General features: G+C 72.6%; 15 protein-coding genes. 5 read left to right on the top strand and 10 right to left on the bottom strand.

The features are described from left to right. Positions 1-18: 18 nt before the first annotated feature. Genes ACFY3L_RS49310 through ACFY3L_RS49270 form a run of 9 tightly spaced genes read right to left on the bottom strand, consistent with a single transcriptional unit; the run spans position 19 to position 9,698 of the window. The gene (locus ACFY3L_RS49310) at positions 19-1,248 is read right to left on the bottom strand and encodes an MCE family protein (protein ID WP_389341047.1); all 1,230 of its coding nucleotides are present in this window, start codon (positions 1,246-1,248) and stop codon (positions 19-21) included. Continuing rightward, complete coding sequence (locus tag ACFY3L_RS49305; protein WP_389341044.1) at positions 1,245-2,654, bottom strand: MCE family protein; 1,410 nt, start codon at positions 2,652-2,654, stop codon at positions 1,245-1,247. The genes ACFY3L_RS49310 and ACFY3L_RS49305 overlap by 4 nt, the downstream gene beginning before the upstream one ends. Next, on the bottom strand, positions 2,651-3,871 hold the full coding sequence (locus ACFY3L_RS49300; protein ID WP_389341041.1) for an MCE family protein: 1,221 nt from the start codon (positions 3,869-3,871) through the stop codon (positions 2,651-2,653). Before ACFY3L_RS49300 ends, ACFY3L_RS49305 begins: the two co-directional genes overlap by 4 nt. 1 nt (position 3,872) lies before the next feature. Continuing rightward, entirely contained in the window at positions 3,873-4,862 is a 990-nt protein-coding gene (locus tag ACFY3L_RS49295) for an MCE family protein (RefSeq protein ID WP_389341038.1), read from the bottom strand. Beyond that, positions 4,859-5,896 carry an MCE family protein gene (locus ACFY3L_RS49290; protein WP_389341035.1) on the bottom strand — a complete coding sequence of 346 codons (1,038 nt, stop codon included), beginning with the start codon at positions 5,894-5,896 and terminating at the stop codon, positions 4,859-4,861. Before ACFY3L_RS49290 ends, ACFY3L_RS49295 begins: the two co-directional genes overlap by 4 nt. Further along, entirely contained in the window at positions 5,893-7,185 is a 1,293-nt protein-coding gene (locus ACFY3L_RS49285; protein ID WP_389341032.1) for an MCE family protein, read from the bottom strand. Before ACFY3L_RS49285 ends, ACFY3L_RS49290 begins: the two co-directional genes overlap by 4 nt. Beyond that, positions 7,182-7,985, bottom strand: a complete 804-nt coding sequence (locus ACFY3L_RS49280; RefSeq protein ID WP_389341029.1) for an MlaE family ABC transporter permease — start codon at positions 7,983-7,985, stop codon at positions 7,182-7,184. The genes ACFY3L_RS49285 and ACFY3L_RS49280 overlap by 4 nt, the downstream gene beginning before the upstream one ends. Position 7,986: 1 nt before the next feature. Further along, a complete protein-coding gene (locus tag ACFY3L_RS49275; RefSeq protein WP_389341027.1) occupies positions 7,987-8,748 on the bottom strand; it encodes an MlaE family ABC transporter permease in 762 nt (253 codons plus the stop codon). Next, the gene (locus ACFY3L_RS49270) at positions 8,745-9,698 is read right to left on the bottom strand and encodes an ABC transporter ATP-binding protein (RefSeq protein ID WP_389341024.1); all 954 of its coding nucleotides are present in this window, start codon (positions 9,696-9,698) and stop codon (positions 8,745-8,747) included. Before ACFY3L_RS49270 ends, ACFY3L_RS49275 begins: the two co-directional genes overlap by 4 nt. A 165-nt stretch (positions 9,699-9,863) precedes the next feature. Here ACFY3L_RS49270 and shbA point away from each other — a divergent pair, with 165 nt between their 5' ends. The 5 genes from shbA to ACFY3L_RS49245 all read left to right on the top strand — a co-directional run bounded on the left by shbA (position 9,864) and on the right by ACFY3L_RS49245 (position 15,450). Beyond that, complete coding sequence (shbA, locus tag ACFY3L_RS49265; RefSeq protein ID WP_389341021.1) at positions 9,864-10,442, top strand: RNA polymerase sigma factor ShbA; 579 nt, start codon at positions 9,864-9,866, stop codon at positions 10,440-10,442. A 46-nt stretch (positions 10,443-10,488) separates the two neighbouring features. Continuing rightward, a complete protein-coding gene (locus tag ACFY3L_RS49260) occupies positions 10,489-11,259 on the top strand; it encodes an anti-sigma-D factor RsdA (protein ID WP_389341018.1) in 771 nt (256 codons plus the stop codon). A gap of 316 nt (positions 11,260-11,575) precedes the next feature. Next, entirely contained in the window at positions 11,576-13,150 is a 1,575-nt protein-coding gene (locus ACFY3L_RS49255; protein WP_389341015.1) for a hypothetical protein, read from the top strand. Positions 13,151-13,159: 9 nt separating this feature from the next. Beyond that, positions 13,160-13,777: a hypothetical protein gene (locus ACFY3L_RS49250; RefSeq protein ID WP_389341011.1), complete on the top strand. Its 618-nt coding sequence runs from the start codon at positions 13,160-13,162 to the stop codon at positions 13,775-13,777. 38 nt (positions 13,778-13,815) lie between these two features. Continuing rightward, the gene (locus tag ACFY3L_RS49245; protein WP_389341008.1) at positions 13,816-15,450 is read left to right on the top strand and encodes a hypothetical protein; all 1,635 of its coding nucleotides are present in this window, start codon (positions 13,816-13,818) and stop codon (positions 15,448-15,450) included. A gap of 49 nt (positions 15,451-15,499) precedes the next feature. Here the strand turns inward: ACFY3L_RS49245 and ACFY3L_RS49240 are convergent, their stop codons facing one another. Beyond that, on the bottom strand, positions 15,500-18,268 hold the full coding sequence (locus tag ACFY3L_RS49240; RefSeq protein ID WP_389341005.1) for a BTAD domain-containing putative transcriptional regulator: 2,769 nt from the start codon (positions 18,266-18,268) through the stop codon (positions 15,500-15,502). Positions 18,269-18,320: the final 52 nt, after the last annotated feature.

Genomic DNA, 18,320 nt, shown 5'->3' with positions numbered 1-18,320 from the left:
CCTCCATCCGAAGGTGCGCTACGGGGTGAGCCCGGCGAGCAGGAGCTGTTTCCAGGACTGGTCCCCGGCGAGTTCGTACTGCCCGCCGGTCGTGCCGAACAGCAGCGGGTGGCCGTCCGTGCTCAACGCCAACCCGGACGCCGGGTCGTACCCGCCGGTGCCGCCCGATGGGCCGGGCGGTGGTGGGTCGCTGCCGCCCGGGCGCGGTGCGTTGTTCGTGCCCCGGACGCTCGAGCCCTGGGCCTGGTCGGCGGCGCCGCAGCGGGTGCCCTGCCCGTACTTGCAGGGCGGTGGGTCGTCGACGTTGAGCACCAGACCGAGGTGGGCGGTGCCGTCCCCGGGCGTGACGGTGAAGCCGCCGGCGACCACCATCGGATACACGACGAGGATCTGCTCGATGCCGGGCAGGCGGCGCGCCGCGACGCCGTTGACCGACACGAGGTTGCCCAGCAGCGTGCCGATCGTGGGGTCGAGCGCGTCCAGCAGCGTCACGAGTTCTCGGGCGGCGGGTGGCGCATCGGTGATGAGCCGCCGCAGGTCGGGGTCGGACGAGCGCAGTGTCGCGGCGATCTGCGCCAGTCCGCTCGCCCATTGCCGGATCGCCGCTGCGGACTCCTCCTGGGTGGTGAGCACGGTGCGGCCGTCGCGCAGCAGGGTGAGCGTCTGCGGCAGGCTCGCCGACGCCTCCCGCAGGATCAGGTCGCCGGCGTCGAGGATGCGGCGCAGCGCCTGCTCGTTGCCCTCGAAGGCGGTGCCGAACTCGTCGATGACGATGGACAGGGCGGCCGGGTCGACGGAGCGCACGAGCGCGTCGAGGTTGGCCAGCAGCGTCTCGGGGGCCAGTGGGACGCCGGTGCGGCTGCGCGGGATGACCGAGCCGTCCCGGAGGTACGGGCCGGCATCGGTGGCCGGGCGAAGGTCCAGGAACTGCTCGCCGACGGCGGAGCGCTGTCCGACGACGGCCCGGGTGTCGCTCGCGACCCGGACGCCGCCGTCCAGCCGCAGCCGTGCCCGGGCATTGCCGTCGTGCAGCGTGACGGCCTCGACCCGGCCGACCGGCACCCCGCGGTAGGTGACCGGCGCGTTGGCGAAGAGGCCGCCCGCCTCGGCGAAGTCGGCATAGACGACGTACCCGCGGCCGAGGAGCCGGTCGCCGAGCCCGACGTACGTGACGCCGACATAGACGACGCCGACCAGCCCGATCACGAGAAACGCCAGGACCTGCAGCTTGGCGGAGCGTCGGATCATGGCAGCAGCCCTCCTCCGAGAACGTCGGGCAGCCCGCCCTGCCGCCCGGTGACGGCGCCGGTCGCGGGTGGCAGCAGGCAGCCGGGCGACAGTGCGGTGCCGGGCGGCAGCACCGTTCCGGGCGGGAAGACGGTGCCGGGCGGCACGATGCCGCCGGGCGGGAGCAGGCTGCCGGGCGGCGGGACGCTGCCGGGCGGCAGCAGGGTGCAGTCCTTCGGCAGGTCGCAGCCGGACGGGGGCTGCCAACCGGGCGGCAGTACCCCGCCGATCGGCAGGCACGGCAGCGGCAGTACGCCCGGCAGCGGCGGCGTGGTGACCGGCGGCTTCGGGCTCTTCCCACCCGTCGCCGGGTTGGACTTCCCCGGTTGTGCGCCACCGGTCGCCGCCGGCGCCGGACCGGCCGGCGCGGTCGCGACGAGCAGGTTCGAAAGGATCGTCGGGGCGTCGAGGTCCGCGGTCGCGCCGAGGTTGACGAAGTCCCCGACGATCGCGCCGGTCACGTTGGGCGGGAACGGGAACGTCAGCATGAAGTCCAGGGACTTCGGCAGCGCGTCGCCCGCCTTCGCCAGCTGTTCGAGGATCGGCTGGAGCGCGCGCAGGGAAGCCAGGGTGTCGTCGCGGCTCTGGTTGACCACCTGGGTGCCGACCCGGCCCAGCTCGCCCAGGGCGGTCAGCGCGAGGGTGAGCTGCTCCCGCTGCTCCTCGAGAACGGTCAGGCCCGGGGCGAGGGAGACCAGCGCCGTGCCGATGACGTCCCGCTGCCGGGACAGCTGCCCGGTCAGGCGGTCGAGCGAGTCGACCGCGCGCACGATGTCGGCCTTCTGCTGGTCCAGGCCGCCGACGAAGGTGTCGAGCTGGTGCAGCACGTCCTTCGCCGCCGGCTCGCGCCCGTCGAGAGCCTTGGCCAGCTCCTCGTTGATCGTCTTGAGCTGCGCCAGGCCGCCGCCGTTGAGCAGCATGCCCAGCGCGGCGAGCACCTCCTCGACCTCGGCCGCCCGCCGGGTCCGGTCCAGCGGCACGACCGCGCCGTCGGTCAACCGGCCCCGCGGCGGCTCGGTCGCCGGCGGGTCGAGCGCCACGTACTTCTCGCCGAGCAGGCTGGTCTGGCGCACCGCCGCGGTCGCGTTCGCGGGCAGCTGCACGTCCCGGGCGATCCGCAGCCGGACGCGGGCCGTCCAGCCGGACAGCGAGATCTTCTCCACGCTGCCGACGGTCACGTCGTCGACCTTCACCGCAGCCTGCGGCACCAGGTCGAGGACGTCGGCGAACTCGGCCGTCACGTGGTACCCGTCGCCGCCGGGTGCCCCGCCCGGCAGCGGGAGCCCGGCGACGTCTGGCAGCCCGCAGCCACCCACGAGGAGCGCGCCGGCGAGCACCGCGACCAGGTGCCGTCCGGCGCGCTTCACGGCGTGCCTCCCAGGATGCCACCGAGGGTGAGGTCCCGCGTGACACCGGGCAGCTCGGGCAGTCCAGGTGGTGCCGGCAGTCCGGGCGCGGCCGGCTGGGCGGACGTCGCGGCGCCGTTCGCGGCGGCCGGCAGGCCGAGAAGCTTGCGCAGCTGGTCGGTCATCGGCAGTCCCCGGGCGTTGAGGGTCTGGGCGAGTGCGAAGCACTCCTTGGGGATCTGCGCCGTCGGCACGAGGTCGACCATGACCGAGCACACGTAGCTCGCCGGGTCGTACGGCCCGAGCGCGTTGTCCCGCGTGTCGAGCGTCCCCGACCTGGCGTTGTAGGCCAGGTTGAGGTTCGACAAAGCCAGCGGGGTGACGTCGAGGATCTCGATGATCGCCTTCTGCTGCCGTACCAGGATGCCCGTCACGTCGGCCAGGGCGTCCACATCGGACTTCAGCGCGTCGCGGTTCTCCCGGATGAACGTGGTGACGTCGCCCAGCGCCGCCGCGAGGCTGCGCAGGGCGGCGGCCAGCTCGTCGCGCTCGCCGGCGAGCTGCCCGGCCACTGCGGCGAGCTGCTGGTTGAACCCCCGCACCTGCTGGTCGCTCTCAGCGAGAGCGGTGGTGAACAGCTGGAGGTTGACGACCGTGCCGAAGAGGTCCTGCCGCCCGTCGGCCACAGTGGACAGTGCGCGGTCGAGCCCGTCGAGCGTGGCGTGCAGGTTGTCGCCATTGCCCTCGAGATTCGCCCGACCGGCAGCGACGAGGTCCTTGAGCGCGCCGTCGGCGTTGGCGCCGCCCGGCCCGAGCGCCCGGTTGAAGTCGTCGAGCGCGCGGTAGATGTCGTCGATCTCCATCGGCGCGGCCGTGCGCTCCACCGGCACGTCGGCGCCGTCGCTCAGGGCCTCGCCACCACTGTACGCGGGGGTGAGCTGCACGTACCGGTCGCTGACGACGCTGGGCGGGATGATCAGCGCCTGGGCGCCGGCCGGGATCCGCCGGTCGGCGTCGTACCGCATCTCCACGCGGACGGTGCGGCCCTGCGGAGTCACCGAGACCACCTCGCCGATGCGCACCCCGAGCACCCTGACCGATGAGCCCTCGTGGATGCCGACCGTGCGGCTGAAATGCGCGACGAGACGCCGTTGCGGCCGCCCGGCCGGGAACACGACGGCTGCTGCCGCGGCGACGGCGAGCACCACACCCGCCGCGATGAGACGACGCCTGCGCATCTCAGCGGCCTCCCGTCGTCGGCTGGTACGGCTGGAGCAGCCCGCTGACGTAGGAGTCGAACCAGCGGCCGTTGCCGACCACGTTGGCGAACGCGTCGACGAACGGCCCCATCCTCTGGATGGTCTGCTCGAGGTTGTCGCGGTTGCGTTGCAACATGACCACCACGCCGCGCAGCTGCCGCAGGGCCGGCTCCAGCTGCTGCCGGTTGTCGGCGATCAGGCCGGACAGCTGCGTCGCGAGCGCATTGGTGCCGACCAGCAGGTCGTGGATGGCGTCCCTGCGGCGGCTGACCTCGGCCAGCAACGCGTTTCCGTCGGTGACGAGCTTGCGGAACTCCTCGTCGCGCGCGGCGAGCACCCCGGTGACGTTGTGCGCGCGGGCAAGCAGCTCGCGCAGCTCGGCGTCGCGGTCGCCGACCGTCTTGGACAGCCGCGACAGCCCGTCCAGCGACAGCTGCACACTCGCCGGGGTATCGGCGAATGTCTGCGCCAGCGTGGTGAACGCGTTCGCCAGCTGGGTGGTGTCGATCGAGCCGAGCGTGTCGGCCAGGCCGGTCACCGCCTGGACCACGTCGAACGGGCCGGCGGTGCGCTCCAGCGGGATCTCGGCGTCGTCGGCGAGCCGGCCCGGCCCGTCGGGTGCGAGCGCCAGGTACTTCTGCCCCAGCACGGTCTTGATCCGGATCGTCGCGCCGGTGCGGGTGCCCAGCCGCACGTCGTGGTCCTCCAGCCGGAACCGCACACGCACGTACGGTCCGGTGTTGCCCTGCGCCAGGTCGACGCCGGTGACCTTGCCGACGCGGACCCCGGCGACGCGGACCTCGTTGCCGGGGACCAGCCCGCTGGCGTCGCGGAACGCCGCGCGGTACGAACCCTGAGCGGTCAGCGCCGCGAGCGCGTCGAGCTGGAACGCGCCGAGCATCAGCGCCGCCAGGACGGCCAGGCTGACCGCGCCGACCACGACCGGATTGCGTTCCCGGAACGGTTTCACGCGCCACCCCCCGGTTGCCGGCAACGCGCCGCCTGGGAGCTGAAGGTGGCCGGGTTGAGGTCGCCGCCCCCGGCCACGCTCACGTTGCCGTCGAAGTCGCAGAGGAAGAAGTTGAACCACGAGCCGTAGGACGCAACGCGGGTCAGCGCGGTATACCGCTGCGGCAGCCCGCCGAGCGTCCGGTCGATGACCGCGGCGTTGTCGTTGAGCGTGCCCGACAGGGTGCCGAGCGCGTTCACGTCGGCGGCGATCGCCGGCCGCGCGTCACCGAGCAGCGAGGCGGTCGCCCCGGTCAGCTGGCCGAGGTTCACCAGGGCGTCGCCGATCGCCAACCGGTCGGCCGCGAGCCCCGACACGAACTGCTGCAGCTGGCTGATCGTCACGTCGAGATCGCCGCTGTGGTCGTCCAGTGTGGACAGTACCGCGTTGAGGTTGGTGACGACCCGGCCGATCACCGCGTCCCGGTCGGCGAGCGTGTTGGTCAGCGAGGCGGTCCGCTGCAGCAGGCTCGCCATCGTGCCGCCCTCGCCCTGCAGAACCTGGATGATCTCGAAGGCGAGCTGGTTGACGGCCTGCGGGGTCAGTGCGGTGAACAACGGCCGGAAGCCGTTGAACAGCACTGTCAGGTCCAGCGCCGGGGTCGTCTGCGACTCGGGGATGACCTGGGACGGCCGCAGCGGCACGCCGTCGCCCGGTCCCTCGCTCAGCGCCACGTACCGCTGGCCGACCAGGTTGCGGTACCGGATCTTCGCTCGGACGCTCGTCGTCAGCGGGATGTCGTCGGCCACGGTGAAGGCGATCTCCGCGACGGTGTTGCCGGCGACCTTGATGTCGCGGACCTCGCCCACCTTTACGCCGGAGATGCGCACGTCGTCGCCGACGAGCAGCCCGGTGACGTCGGTGAAGCGGGCCCGGTAGCTGGTGCCCCCCGTCGAGAACGCGCCCAGCGTCTGTGCGAGCAGGGCGGTCAGCAGCACGGTCACGGCCGCGAAGACGGTCAGCTTCACCAGCGGTGCGAGCACAGTCCGGTTCATGGCGCGTTCACCACCGCTCCGCGCAGCAGCGGGCCCCACAGCAGTACCGCGATGTCCGGCACCTCGGCGGGCGGCACGCCCATCGTCGCGCCCAGCAACGGCTCCAGCAGCTTGCGCTCCTCGGCGGTGCTGGCGTCGGCGGTGGGCAGCGGCGCCGCAGGGACCGCGCCCGGGATCAGCCCGACGGGCAGCTTCGACGGTCCGGGCCGGGCGGCACCGTAGTCGTACCCGTCGTTGATCGGGGTCTCCGGCGCGGGGACGTGCGGGTCCGGCAGGCCCCGGCAGCCGGGGCCGTTCCTCGCGCCGTACACCGGCTCGTCCCTGCCCGGCACGAACCTGCCGTTGTCGCGGGTGATCTCCAGCGTGATGCGCATCCGCCCGGAGGCGAACACCTGCTCCACCCGCGGCTGCAGCGCCACCAGGCCATGCATCAGGCAGGGATACTCCGGCGCGTACGCGGCCAGCAGCTCCAGGACCGGCCGGCTCACGTCACCGACCTGGATGAGCTGGTCGCCGTGGCGTTCGAGGAAGAACCGGGTCACGTCGGCGGCCTCCGTGCTGTCGGCGAGGAACGCGGCGAGCTGGGTACGTTGGTCCGTGACGGTCCTGGCGGTCACCGACGCGTCGCGCAGGATGGCAAGCAGGTCCGGCATCGCGCCGTCGTAGACGTCCAGGACGTTGGCGAGCCTGCGCACGTCCTCGGCGATCAGCGGCATGTCCTTGTTCAGCACGGCGAGGTAGCCGTCCAGGGAAACCAGGTGCTCGCCGAGCTGGTCACCCTTGCCGTCGAGGGCCGTGGCGATCGCGCCCAGGGTCGCCGCGAGCTTGTCCGGCTGGATCGACTGCAGCAGCGGCAACGCGTCGTCGAGCACGCGCTCCAGCTCGACGCCGCTCGCGCTGCGGTCCTGCGGGATCACGTCCCCGTCGCGGATCGGGCGGCCGGTCCGCTGCGCGGGGGGCACCAGCGCGACGTACCGCTCCCCGAACAGCGTCTTGGGCAGCAGCCGGGCGCTGACGTCGGCGGGGATCTGCGGCACGAGCGCCGGGTCGAGCGCGAGCCGCAGCCGGGCGCCGGCGCCGTCGCTGGAGACTGTGCGCACCTCGCCGACGACCACGCCGTGCAGCTTGACCTCCGCGCCGGGGCTCAGCTGCATGCCCGTTCGGCTCGCCCGCAGCGTCACCCAGGTCGTGTCGTCGAACGCCTTGCGGTATTGCAGCACGGCGAGGCTGAGCGCCGCGCCGAGCAGCGCCACGAAGGCGAGGCCCAGGAACCTGTGCCGCGCGTTCATCCAGCGATCCGCACCGTGGTGGTCGCGCCCCAGATGGCCAGCGACAGGAAGAAGTCCACGACGTTCACCGAGACGATCGCCAGGCGTACCGCACGGCCGACCGCTATGCCCACTCCGGCCGGGCCGCCGCTGGCGGTGTAGCCGTAATAGCAATGCACCAGCACGACGATGACGCTGAACACCAGCACCTTGCCGAAGGACCACAGCACGTCCTCCGGCGGGAGGAACAGGTGGAAGTAGTAGTCGTACGTGCCGGCCGACTGGCCGAAGTAGACGATCGCCATCGTCCGGGTGGCGAGGTAGCTCGAGAGCAGGCCCAGCACGTACAGCGGGATGACCGCGATGAAACCGGCGATCATCCGGGTGGTGACCAGGAATGGCAGCGCCGGCACGGCCATCACCTCGAGGGCGTCCACCTCTTCGGAGATGCGCATCGCGCCGAGCTGCGCGGTGAAGCCGCAGCCGACGGTCGCCGACAAGGCCAGCGCCGCGACGAGCGGCGAGATCTCCCGGGTGTTGAAGTACGCGGAGATGAACCCGGTGAAGGCGCTGCTGCCGATCTGGTCGAGGGCCTGGTATCCCTGCAGCCCGACCTCCGTGCCGGTGAAGAAGGTGAGGAAGCAGATGACGCCGACCGTGCCACCGGCGACGGCGAGCGCTCCGGTGCCGAAGCTCACCTCGGCGAGCAGGCGAAGGACCTCCCGCTTGTACCGCCGGATCGTCCGCGGCGTCCAGGCGAACGCCCGCAGGTAGAACGCCAGCTGCCCGCCGAGGTTGTCGAGCTGTCGCAGGATCGGCATGTCAGCTCCCCTTCTGCGGCACGATCTGGAAGTACACGGCGGTGATGACGAAGTTCAGCGCGAACAGCAACATGAACGTGATGACCACGCTGTGGTTGACCGCGTCCCCGACGCCCTTCGGCCCGCCGCGTGCCGTCATGCCCTTGTACGAGGCGACGAGCGCGGCGACCGCGCCGAAGCACAGCGCCTTGATCTCGCCGACGACCAGGTCCGGCAGCTGCCCCAGCGCCTGGAAGCTGGCCAGGTAGGCGCCCGGCGTGCCGCCCTGCATGACGACGTTGAAGAAGTAGCCGCCGGCCACGCCCACCACGCTGACCAGGCCGTTGAGCAGGACCGCGACCAGCATCGTGGCCGCGATCCGGGGTGCGACGAGGCGGTGCAGCGGGTCTATGCCCAGCACCTCCATCGCGTCCAGCTCCTCGCGGATCTTCCGCGCCCCGAGGTCGGCGCAGATCGCCGAGCCGCCCGCGCCGGCGATGATGAGCGCGGTGACGATCGGGCCGGCCTCGCGAACCACCGCGAGCACTGACGCCGCGCCCGTGAACGACTGCGCGCCGAGCTGGCGGACCAGGGAGCCGAGCTGCAGCGCGATCACCGCGCCGAACGGGACCGAGACGAGTGCCGCCGGCAGGATCGACACGGAACTGACGAACCATGCCTGCTGCAGGAACTCGCGCACCTGGAACGGCCGTCGGCCGAGCCCCCGCAGCGCGTCGAGGCAGAACGCGAAGAACAGCCCGGACTGGCGCAGCGGCGCGGTCATCGGACCCGCCCCGGTTCGGTGTGGAAGGACCCCGGCGGCGGAATGACGCCGTGCTCGAAGCACCATTCGCCGGGCGGTCGCTCCGCCCGGCGCGGCAGGCCGTCCGACGGCTGCAGTTGCAGCGGGATCGGCGGCAGGGGCGGAAGCTCGACACCGGCGTCTGCCTCGGCCTTGAGCTCGTCGGCGTCCTTCTCCTCGGCCATGCCGATCGGCCCGACCCGCTGCGCGTTGAGGAACTGCCGAACCACCGGCTCGGTGCTCGACAGCAGCATCTCGCGCGGGCCGAACATCGCCAGGTGGCCGTGGTAGATGAGCCCGATGTTGTCGGGCACCGTACGGGCCGTGTTGATGTCGTGCGTGACGATCAGGAACGTCGCGTCGATCTGCTGGTTGAGGTCGATGATCAGCTGGTTCAGGTAGGCGGTGCGCACCGGGTCAAGACCCGAGTCCGGCTCGTCGAACAGGACGATCTCCGGATCGAGGACCAGCGCCCGGGCCAGGCCGGCGCGCTTGCGCATCCCGCCGGAGATCTCCCCGGGCAGCTTCCGCTCCGCGCCGACGAGGCCGACCATCTCCAGCTTCTCCGCGACGATCGCCCGGATCTCCCGCTCCGGCTTGCGGGTGTGCTCCCGCAGCGGAAACGCGACGTTGTCGTAGATGTTCATCGAGCCGAACAGCGCGCCGTCCTGGAACAGCACGCCGAAGAGCTTCCGCACCTCGTACAGCTCCCGCTCGCCGAGGCGGGTCAGGTCGTGCTCACCGATCCAGATGGCGCCCCGGTCCGGCTTGAGCAGGCCGACCAGCGTCTTGAGGAACACCGATTTGCCGGTGCCGGACGGGCCGAGCAGGACCGAGATCTCGCCGGCGGGCAGGGTGAGGCTCACGTCGGACCACACCGGCTGGGCACCGAAGGACTTCGCCAGTGCCTCGACACGCACCTCGACGCCCATCCGGCCCTCCTGCCTGAACCCGTTGCCTGTGACATCGCGGCAGGGGCGCCCGGCGTAACACCGCGGGCCGGAATTTTTTCGCGACCGCCCGTCCGGCTGGTGGGATCGGCCGCCGCCGGTTACCGTGCGGAAACCCCCCGGTCACGAAGGTGCACACCCAACGCGATGACGGCAACGATCGAACCAGAGCTCGTGGACCGCGCCATGCGGGCCGATCCGGACGCCACGGCGGCGCTGCTCGCCAGGCTGCGGCCCGGCATCGTCCGCTACTGCCGGGCCAGGCTCGGGCGGGTGGGCGGCGCGTACACGACCGCCGACGACATCGCGCAGGAGGTGTGCCTCGCGCTGCTGCGGGCGATGCCCAAGTACCGTGACCAGGGGCGGCCGTTCACCGCCTTCGTCTACGGGATCGCGGCGCACAAGGTCGCCGACGCGCAACGCGCCGCCGTCCGCGACGCCGGGACGGCCCCGCTCGACACGCTCGCTGACCGGCCCGACGCGGCGCCGGGCCCGGAGCAGCGGGCGCTCAGCACCGACCTGGCGCGGCGCCTGTCCGGACTGCTGGCCCAGCTGCCCGAGCCGCAGCGGGAGATCCTCGTCCTGCGGGTGGCGGTGGGGCTGCCGGCCGACGAGGTCGGCGCGATCGTCGGCATGTCCGCGCCCGCGGTACGGGTCGCGCAGTCCCGCGCGCTGGCCCGCCTGCGTACGCTGGCAGGCGACACGTTGGGCGAGGTGGCGGCGTGAACGGGCCGGCGCGTGACCGCGCCGTCGAGCGGAGCGAGGTGACGTGGTGACGGAGCGCAGTGGCGAGCCGCCCGTCGACCTGGCCGAGATCCAGGCCGACGACGCGCTGCTCGACGCCCTCGGCCACGGCGAACCGGCACCGGACGACGACGACCTCGCCGGCCTCCTGGCGGGCTGGAGGGCAGACCTCGGCACCGACCTACCCGCGGACCCCCCCTCCGGCATCCCGGTGCCGCTGCCCGCCCGCCGCCGCACCGGCGTCCGGAGGATGCTCGCCGGTGCCGTGGCGGCCGCCGTGCTCCTCGGCGGCGCGGCGCTCGGCGCCCGTCATTCGGGACCGGACAATCCGCTCTGGCCGCTCACCCGGGTGCTGTACCCGCAGCAGGCCGACGTCCTGGCGGTGGAGCACACGATCGCGCTGGCCGGCGACGCGGTGGCGGCCGGACGCCACGACGACGCCCGCCGCCTGCTCGACGTCGCCGCGACGGACGTGGAACGGGTCGAAGACCCGGCGACGCGGCAGCGGCTGCGAGACCGGATCGAGGAGATCCGCCGCTCCCTGCCGGCGGCGACCGGCCCGGCCGCACCCGCCAGCACGCCGACCACGCCGGTCACCCCCTCGACCCCGGCGCCGTCGCCGGGCGTCACCACGCCTGGCCACACCCCCGGATCGGGCGGCGGGGACCCCACGACCGGTCCCGGTGACCTCGTCCCCGGCCTGCCGACACCGCAGGTGCCGCCGCTGCCCGGGCCGAGTCTGCCGCTGCCGACGCTGCCGCCGCTGCTGCCGACGCTGCCGCCCGGACTCACCGGCTGAGCCGACTCCCGGCGTCGTCGGCCGTCGCCGTATCCGGTGCCCCCGGATCGTCGTTCCTCGTAGCCATGACCACGGCGGGCCCAGACCTTCCCGTCGCGGCGTCGCCACAGGCACTGCCCGATCTGCGGCATGGGATTGATCGAGGTCAAGGGACGCGGGCTGCCCGTGCAGCTCGGACCGCGCAGGCGCGCCACCGCGGCGTCCGGCAGCCCTACCCTGGGCGCCCGCGAGAGCACTGTCCGTAGTTAAGAATCGTTCATGACCGCCGGTCGATGCTTCTCCGCACGGCACAAGGTGTGCCAATCGAGGAGAAGCGATGTCACAAGTCCTGGGCCGGCTCAGCGCCGCCCTCGTCACCGCGGCGGTCGGTCTCGCCGCGTCGACGGTGTTCGCGGCGCCGGCACGCGCCGCGACCCCCGACAGGCTCAGCCCGGGTGAGTCAGCCGCCGTCACCGCGGCCCAGCCGGACGTCGCGTGCGGCCCGGTCGGCGGCCGCGAGAACCAGCTCGCCGCCGAGCTCAACGGGGTGCTCGCCGGCAAGCTCCGCAACGCGATGAACGGCTATCGGGTGTCGTGCGCCCAGGCGATCATCGACGAGGTGCAGCGCCGTGGTCTCGCGCCACGCGCGTCGGTCATCGCCGTCACCACGGCGATCGTCGAGAGCGAGCTGCGCAACAACCCCAACCAGGTGGACCACACCAGCGTCGGGCTGTTCCAGCAGCAGGACAACTGGGGCACGATCAGCCAGCGGCTCGACCCGGCCTGGGCGACCAGCGCGTTCCTGAACAAGATGCTGCAGCTGTACCCGAACAACGCGTGGCAGACGGCGGACATCGGCACCGTCTGCCAGAAGGTGCAGGTGTCGGCGTACCCCGACCGGTACGGCACGCAGGCGGCGGACGCGCAGCGGATCGTCGACGCGGTCGCCCGCAGTGCCGACGCGGGGCAGCAGGCGGCGGCGGTGTACAACCCGGTGAGCCAGGCCCTGGAGGTGTACTACAACGCCGGCGGCACGCTGACCGAGCGGTACTGGGACTCGTCCGGCTGGCACGGTCCGGTGAACCTCGGTGTGGCGATCACCGGTGCCCCGGTCGCGGTCGCCAACCCGCTCAACAACGCCCTGGAGGTGTACTTCAACTCCGGCGGCAACCTCGTCGAGAAGTACTGGACGCCGCAAGGGTGGAGCACCACCGTCCACCTCGCCAGCGGCGTCACCGGCACACCCGGCGCCGTCTACAACCCGGCCAGCAAGGCCATGGAGGTGTACTACAACGCCGGCGGCACGCTGACCGAAAAGTACTGGAACGCCAACGGCTGGCAGGGACCCGTCGGCCTCGGCGCCGCGATCACCGGCAGCCCCGTCGCCGTCGCCAACCCGCTGAACAACGCCCTGGAGGTGTACTTCAACTCCGGCGGCAACCTCGTCGAGAAGTACTGGACGCCGCAGGGCTGGAGCAACACCGTGTACCTCGCCAGCGGTGTCACCGGTACACCGAGCGCGGTGTACAACCCGGCTGGCAACGCCCTGGAGGTGTACTACAACGCCGGCGGCACCCTCACCGAAAAGTACTGGAACGCCAACGGCTGGCAGGGACCCGTCGGCCTCGGCGCCGCGATCACCGGCAGCCCCGTCGCCGTCGCCAACCCGCTCAACAACGCCCTGGAGGTGTACTTCAACAGCGGCGGCAACCTCGTCGAGAAGTACTGGACCCCCCAGGGGTGGAGCAACACCGTCCACCTCGCCAGCGGCGTCACCGGTACACCCGGCGCCGTCTACAACCCGGCCGGCAACGCCATGGAGGTCTACTACAACGCCGGCGGCACCCTCACCGAAAAGTACTGGAACGCCACCGGCTGGCACGGGCCGGTCCCCCTCGGCGCGGCGGGCTGAGGCGCCGTCATGACCCCGCTGCTCACCACCGCCCGTGTGCTGGCCGGCACCGTCACAGCGGGACTGGTCCTGACCGCCCTCGGCGCGTGCTCGCAGGCGCACCACTCCGATCCGGCGGCGACCCGGCCGGCCGCCGCCGTGACGACCATGGCCGCGGCCGCGCCGACCACGCCGGCGGCGGCACCGCAGCAACCCGCCACCGGCACCCCGCCGGCGGCACAGAGCGCACCGGCACGAAGCGCACCCGCGCAGGGCGTGCCGCCGGCGCAGGGCGACCCCCTCGCTCCCGCGCCGCAGCCGTCGCTGTCGGCGTTGCCGGCCGCGCCGGCCGGTTTCACCGAGGCGTGCGCCCCGGCGGCGCTGCTGGCGTACGTCAGGACGCAGCCCGGACCGGTCACCGGCTTCGGCGAGGTCAAGGTCTACGCCTGCGTCGGCGGGTACGCCCGGCTCTACGCCAAGGCCAGTCCCGCGCCGTCCGGTGAACGGCCGGACGGCGACCAGTTCTTCCTGCAGTACAGCCACGGGCAGTGGCGCACCCTCGCCCGCGGCGCGGGCCTCGGCTGCGGCGACGGCACCGCCGAGATCGCCCAGGCGTGCGCGGTCCTCGACTTCGCCGCCAGGCACTGAGCCATCCGACCATCCCTCACCTCATCAGGAGCTTCACCATGTCCGCATCCCGTCTCGTGCGAGGCCTCGGCCACGCCTCCCTCTCCTTCGCCGTCGCAGCCGCGCTCGGCATCGTCGCCACCGCGGGGACGCTCGCCGCCGGCCCGGCCCTTCCGGCCGCCGCGGCGTCGACCCCCGGCAGCCAGATCAGCCGCTCCGAGATCCTGGCCCGGGCCCAGACCCTGGCTGACCAGCCCGTCACGTACGACCAGGAAAGCTGCTGGAACCCGGTCACCCAGACGGTGGCGGGCAAGCCCTGCACCGGCGAGGCGTACCGGCGTGACTGCTCGGGCCTCGTCGCCGACGCCTGGCACCTGCCGGTGCTGCGCCTGTCCCACGCCGGCACCACGAACAGCCCGGTCACCGACGACTTCCAGGAGCAACTGACCGGCAACGACCCGAACCATCCGTGGATGTCGGTGCCCGGCGGGCTCGAGCGGTTCCTCCCCGGCGACGCGATGGTCCGGGACGGGCACATCGAGCTGTTCGCGTTCTGGAAGAACCCGGGCAACCCGCACGACGGTGCCTACGTCTACTCGTTCAACAACGCGGCGAAGGACGGCAAGCCCGCCGAACGCGTCCAGAACCCGTACACGCGGACACCCGTCTGGAACAACCTGGGGTTCAATTCGTGGAGCGATCTGGGGACGTTCACCCCGATCCGCTACAAGAATGCCGTCGATGACGACGCCGTGGGGCAGCAGGCGTCGGCGGTATACAACCCGGCGTCGCAGGCGCTCGAGGTGTACTACAACGCCGGTGGTGTGCTCACCGAGCGGTACTGGGACTCGTCCGGCTGGCACGGTCCGGTGAACCTCGGCGTGGCGATCACCGGTGCCCCGGTCGCGGTCGCCAACCCGCTCAACAACGCCTTGGAGGTGTACTTCAACTCCGGCGGCAACCTCGTCGAGAAGTACTGGACGCCGCAGGGCTGGAGCAACACCGTGTACCTCGCCAGCGGCGTCACCGGTACACCCGGCGCCGTCTACAACCCGGTCAGCAAGGCCATGGAGGTGTACTACAACGCCGGCGGCACGCTGACCGAAAAATACTGGAACGCCAACGGCTGGCAGGGACCCGTCGGCCTCGGCGCCGCGATCACCGGCAGCCCCGTCGCCGTCGCCAACCCGCTCAACAACGCCCTGGAGGTGTACTTCAACAGCGGCGGCAACCTCGTCGAGAAGTACTGGACGCCGCAGGGCTGGAGCAACACCGTGTACCTCGCCAGCGGCGTCACCGGCACACCCGGCGCCGTCTACAACCCGGCCGGCAACGCCCTGGAGGTGTACTACAACGCCGGCGGCACCCTCACCGAAAAATACTGGAACGCCAACGGCTGGCAGGGACCCGTCGGCCTCGGCGCCGCGATCACCGGCAGCCCCGTCGCCGTCGCCAACCCGCTCAACAACGCCCTGGAGGTGTACTTCAACAGCGGCGGCAACCTTGTCGAGAAGTACTGGACGCCGCAGGGCTGGAGCAACACCGTGTACCTCGCCAGCGGCGTCACCGGCGCACCGAGCGCCGTTTACAACCCGGCAGGCAGCGCCATGGAGGTGTACTACACCACCGGTGGCACGCTGACCGAGAAGTACTGGAACGCCACCGGTTGGCACGGGCCGGTCGCCCTCGGCTGACCGACCCCGGCCACGGGCCGACCCGGCGAACCGGGTCGGCCCGTGCGGGCTATCCAGCGTCGCTGAGCTGTAACGCCGTGGCAGTGCCGGCCGGCTCGTCCAGGTCCGCCAGCCGCCTGCGCAGCTGCATCACCCGGCCGTGCTGCAGCTCATCGAGCAACCGCTCGGCCTGCTGCCACTGGGCGCGCGCGCCATCCCGGTCACCACGGTCGAGCAGGACCGCACCGAGATGCTCGTGCACCTCCGACAGCAGATACACGTCGCCGCTGCGCTCGTAGTAGCGGATGGACCTGCGGAAACAGCTCGCGGCCCGGTCGAGCTGCCCCAGGTGGTGGTACGCGAAGCCGACGGTGTCCCAGGTGGCGGCGCGGAAGGTCACCGCGTCGTGGTCCGCCATTGCCTCCAGGGCGGCGAGGCCGCACTCGACGGCCTCCTGGTGATCGCCGGTGGTGCACGCCAGCCAGGCCATCGAGTTGAGCGCGTGGGCCTCGCCCAGGCGGTTGCCGGCCAACCGGTTGAGCTCGACCGCGCGTTCGTGGCACCGGCGGGCCAGCGCCGGCTCGCCGGCGTAGTCGGCGATCACGCCGAGCGTCGTCAGCGACAGCGCCTCACCGGCGACGTTGCCGATCTCCCCGTGGATGCGGCACGCCTCCTCGGCCAGCTCGCGGGCCCGCCCGCTCTGCCCCACCCGGTTGTACGCCACCGCCAGGCTGTGCCGCAGATAGGCCTCGCCGACCCGGTCACCGGCGCGCACGACCGCGTCGAGCACCAGCCAACCGTCGTCGATGCAGTCCCCACCGTACTGATTCTGCTGCTGGAACTTGCCGAACGCCCAGCTCAGCCGCCAGGCGACGGCGGGCAGCCCGAGGGCGAGCGCGCGGCGGACCGCGTTGGCCAGCACCGGATACTCGGTGGTGAACCAGATGCGTGCGGCGTCGTAGTCGGCGATCGGCACGGCCTGCACGTCCTGCGCCGGCGCGGGCAGGGTCAGGTAGCCGTAGATCGGCGTCAGCTGCAGCCGGGCCGCGTGGCTGACGTGCAGGTAATGGTCGAGCAGCCGCACCTCCGCCGCGTGCCGGGCGGCCGCGTCCTGCGCCTCGGCGAGTTCCCTGGCGTACTCCATGAGCAGGTCGTGCATGGCGTACCGGCCGGGCCGCCGCTCCGCCAGCAGCTGCGCGCCGAGCAGCTCCTGGATCAGCCGCCGGGTCTGCGCGACGGGCAGCGCGGCGAGGCTGGCCGCCGCCGGGACGCTGATGTCGTTGCCGAACTGCAGCCCCAGCAGCCGGAACAGCCGTGCCGCGGCCGGGCTGAGGCCGTGCATCGACCAGGAGAACACGGTCCGCGCGTCGATCGCAGGGTCGTCGCTGGCGAGAGCGTCCAGCGTGCTGCCGTCCTCACGCAGCTCCTCGGCGAGCACGGCCAGCGGCACGCCGGGCCGCATCACGATGCGGCTGGCCAGGACGGCCAGCGCGAGCGGCAGCCCGGCGCAGCGGCCGGCCATCTCCCGCAGCGCCGCCGGCTCGCCGGCCGCGCGGGCGACGCCGATGCGGTGTGCGACCAGCCGCACCGCCTCGGGCTCGTCGAGCAGGTCCAGGGCGACGGTCCGGGCGGCGTACGCGACCTGCAGCCCGGCGAGCCGGTTGCGGCTGGTCACGACGGTCCGCGCGGTGGGCGTGCCGGGCAGCAGCGGACGGACCTGTTCGGCGTCGCGGGCGTTGTCGAGCACCACCAGCACGCGACGTCCGGCGAGGTGGCTGCGGTACAGGGCAGCCCGGTCGTCGACGTCGAGGGGGATGCGTCGCGCCGGCACCCCGAGCGCCTCCAGGAACCCGCGCAACGCGGCACCCGGCTCGGTCACCGCACCTCCGGCGGAGAAGCCGTGCAGGTCGACGTACAGCTGCCCGTCCGGGAACCGATCGGTGCGGGCGTGCGCCCACCGCAGCGCGAGCGCAGTCTTGCCGACGCCCGGCGCGCCGTGCAGGACGGTGATCTCCGACGGCTCGTCGAGCCGGTCGAGCTGCGCCTGCCGCCCGACGAACCCGGTCACCCCGACAGGCAGCTGCGCGGCGACGTCGGTCGCCGGGGCGCCGAGCTCGCCGCGCAGGATCGACTGGTGCAGCTGCTGCAGGCCGGCGCCGGGGTCGGTGCCGAGCTCGTCGGCGAGCAGGCGGCGCAGCCGCTCGTAGCGCTCCAGCGCCTCGGGGTCGCGTCCGGCCGCGTGCAGCGCCCGCATGAGCGCGTCGGTGACGGGTTCGACCAGGGGGAACCGCTCGGCCAGCTGCTCCAGCGGGGCGATGGTGGCCGCGCCGCGGCCCAGGCCGAGCGACAGAGCGGCCCAGCGGACGGTGGCGTCGCGGTGCTCGGCCCGCCACAGGGTGCGGCACTCGTCCGCCCACGCACCCTCCATGCCGTCCAGCGGCTCGCCGGCCCACCCTTCGACCGCCTCGCCGAGCAGCCGGACCCGCTCCTCGGCGGTGCCGCCGGCCGCCGCGTCGACCAGCGCACGGAAGCGGTGCAGGTCGACGGTCGCGCCGCCGGTGTCCAGTCGGTACCCGGCCGGCTGCTTCACCAGCCGCGGCGGGTCCTCGCCGAGCCGGCCGAGCAGGCTGCGCAGCCGGGCCACGTACGTGTGCAGCGCGTTGCGGACCTGCGCTGGTGGCCGGTCGCTCCACACCCTGTCGATCAGCACGTCCGGGCCGACCGAGCGGCCTGCGTCGGCCAGCAGCACCGCCAGCACCATGCGCTGCTTCATCGGGCCCAGGTCGACCCGCGCGTCGCCGTCCCACAACTCCACCGCACCCAGCAGGCAAAACTGCATCGGCCCCCGACTCCCATACCAGGACCGAGCCGATCGGCGACGGGACGCCGGC

It is taken from the genome of Dactylosporangium sp. NPDC000521 (assembly GCF_042898305.1).
Taxonomy (GTDB): Bacteria; Actinomycetota; Actinomycetes; order Mycobacteriales; family Micromonosporaceae; genus Dactylosporangium.
This window is presented reverse-complemented; position numbering and strand designations above follow the sequence as displayed.

What these genes read in the sequence shown, in the direction of transcription:
- ACFY3L_RS49310 (WP_389341047.1), bottom strand. Translation starts at nt 1,248, where the DNA reads ATGATCCGACGCTCCGCCAAGCTGCAGGTCCTGGCGTTTCTCGTGATC.
- ACFY3L_RS49300 (WP_389341041.1), bottom strand. Translation starts at nt 3,871, where the DNA reads ATGCGCAGGCGTCGTCTCATCGCGGCGGGTGTGGTGCTCGCCGTCGCC.
- ACFY3L_RS49290 (WP_389341035.1), bottom strand. Translation starts at nt 5,896, where the DNA reads ATGAACCGGACTGTGCTCGCACCGCTGGTGAAGCTGACCGTCTTCGCG.
- ACFY3L_RS49285 (WP_389341032.1), bottom strand. Translation starts at nt 7,185, where the DNA reads ATGAACGCGCGGCACAGGTTCCTGGGCCTCGCCTTCGTGGCGCTGCTC.
- ACFY3L_RS49280 (WP_389341029.1), bottom strand. Translation starts at nt 7,985, where the DNA reads ATGCCGATCCTGCGACAGCTCGACAACCTCGGCGGGCAGCTGGCGTTC.
- ACFY3L_RS49275 (WP_389341027.1), bottom strand. Translation starts at nt 8,748, where the DNA reads ATGACCGCGCCGCTGCGCCAGTCCGGGCTGTTCTTCGCGTTCTGCCTC.
- ACFY3L_RS49270 (WP_389341024.1), bottom strand. Translation starts at nt 9,698, where the DNA reads ATGGGCGTCGAGGTGCGTGTCGAGGCACTGGCGAAGTCCTTCGGTGCC.
- shbA (WP_389341021.1), top strand. Translation starts at nt 9,864, where the DNA reads ATGACGGCAACGATCGAACCAGAGCTCGTGGACCGCGCCATGCGGGCC.
- ACFY3L_RS49255 (WP_389341015.1), top strand. Translation starts at nt 11,576, where the DNA reads ATGTCACAAGTCCTGGGCCGGCTCAGCGCCGCCCTCGTCACCGCGGCG.
- ACFY3L_RS49250 (WP_389341011.1), top strand. Translation starts at nt 13,160, where the DNA reads ATGACCCCGCTGCTCACCACCGCCCGTGTGCTGGCCGGCACCGTCACA.
- ACFY3L_RS49245 (WP_389341008.1), top strand. Translation starts at nt 13,816, where the DNA reads ATGTCCGCATCCCGTCTCGTGCGAGGCCTCGGCCACGCCTCCCTCTCC.
- ACFY3L_RS49240 (WP_389341005.1), bottom strand. Translation starts at nt 18,268, where the DNA reads ATGCAGTTTTGCCTGCTGGGTGCGGTGGAGTTGTGGGACGGCGACGCG.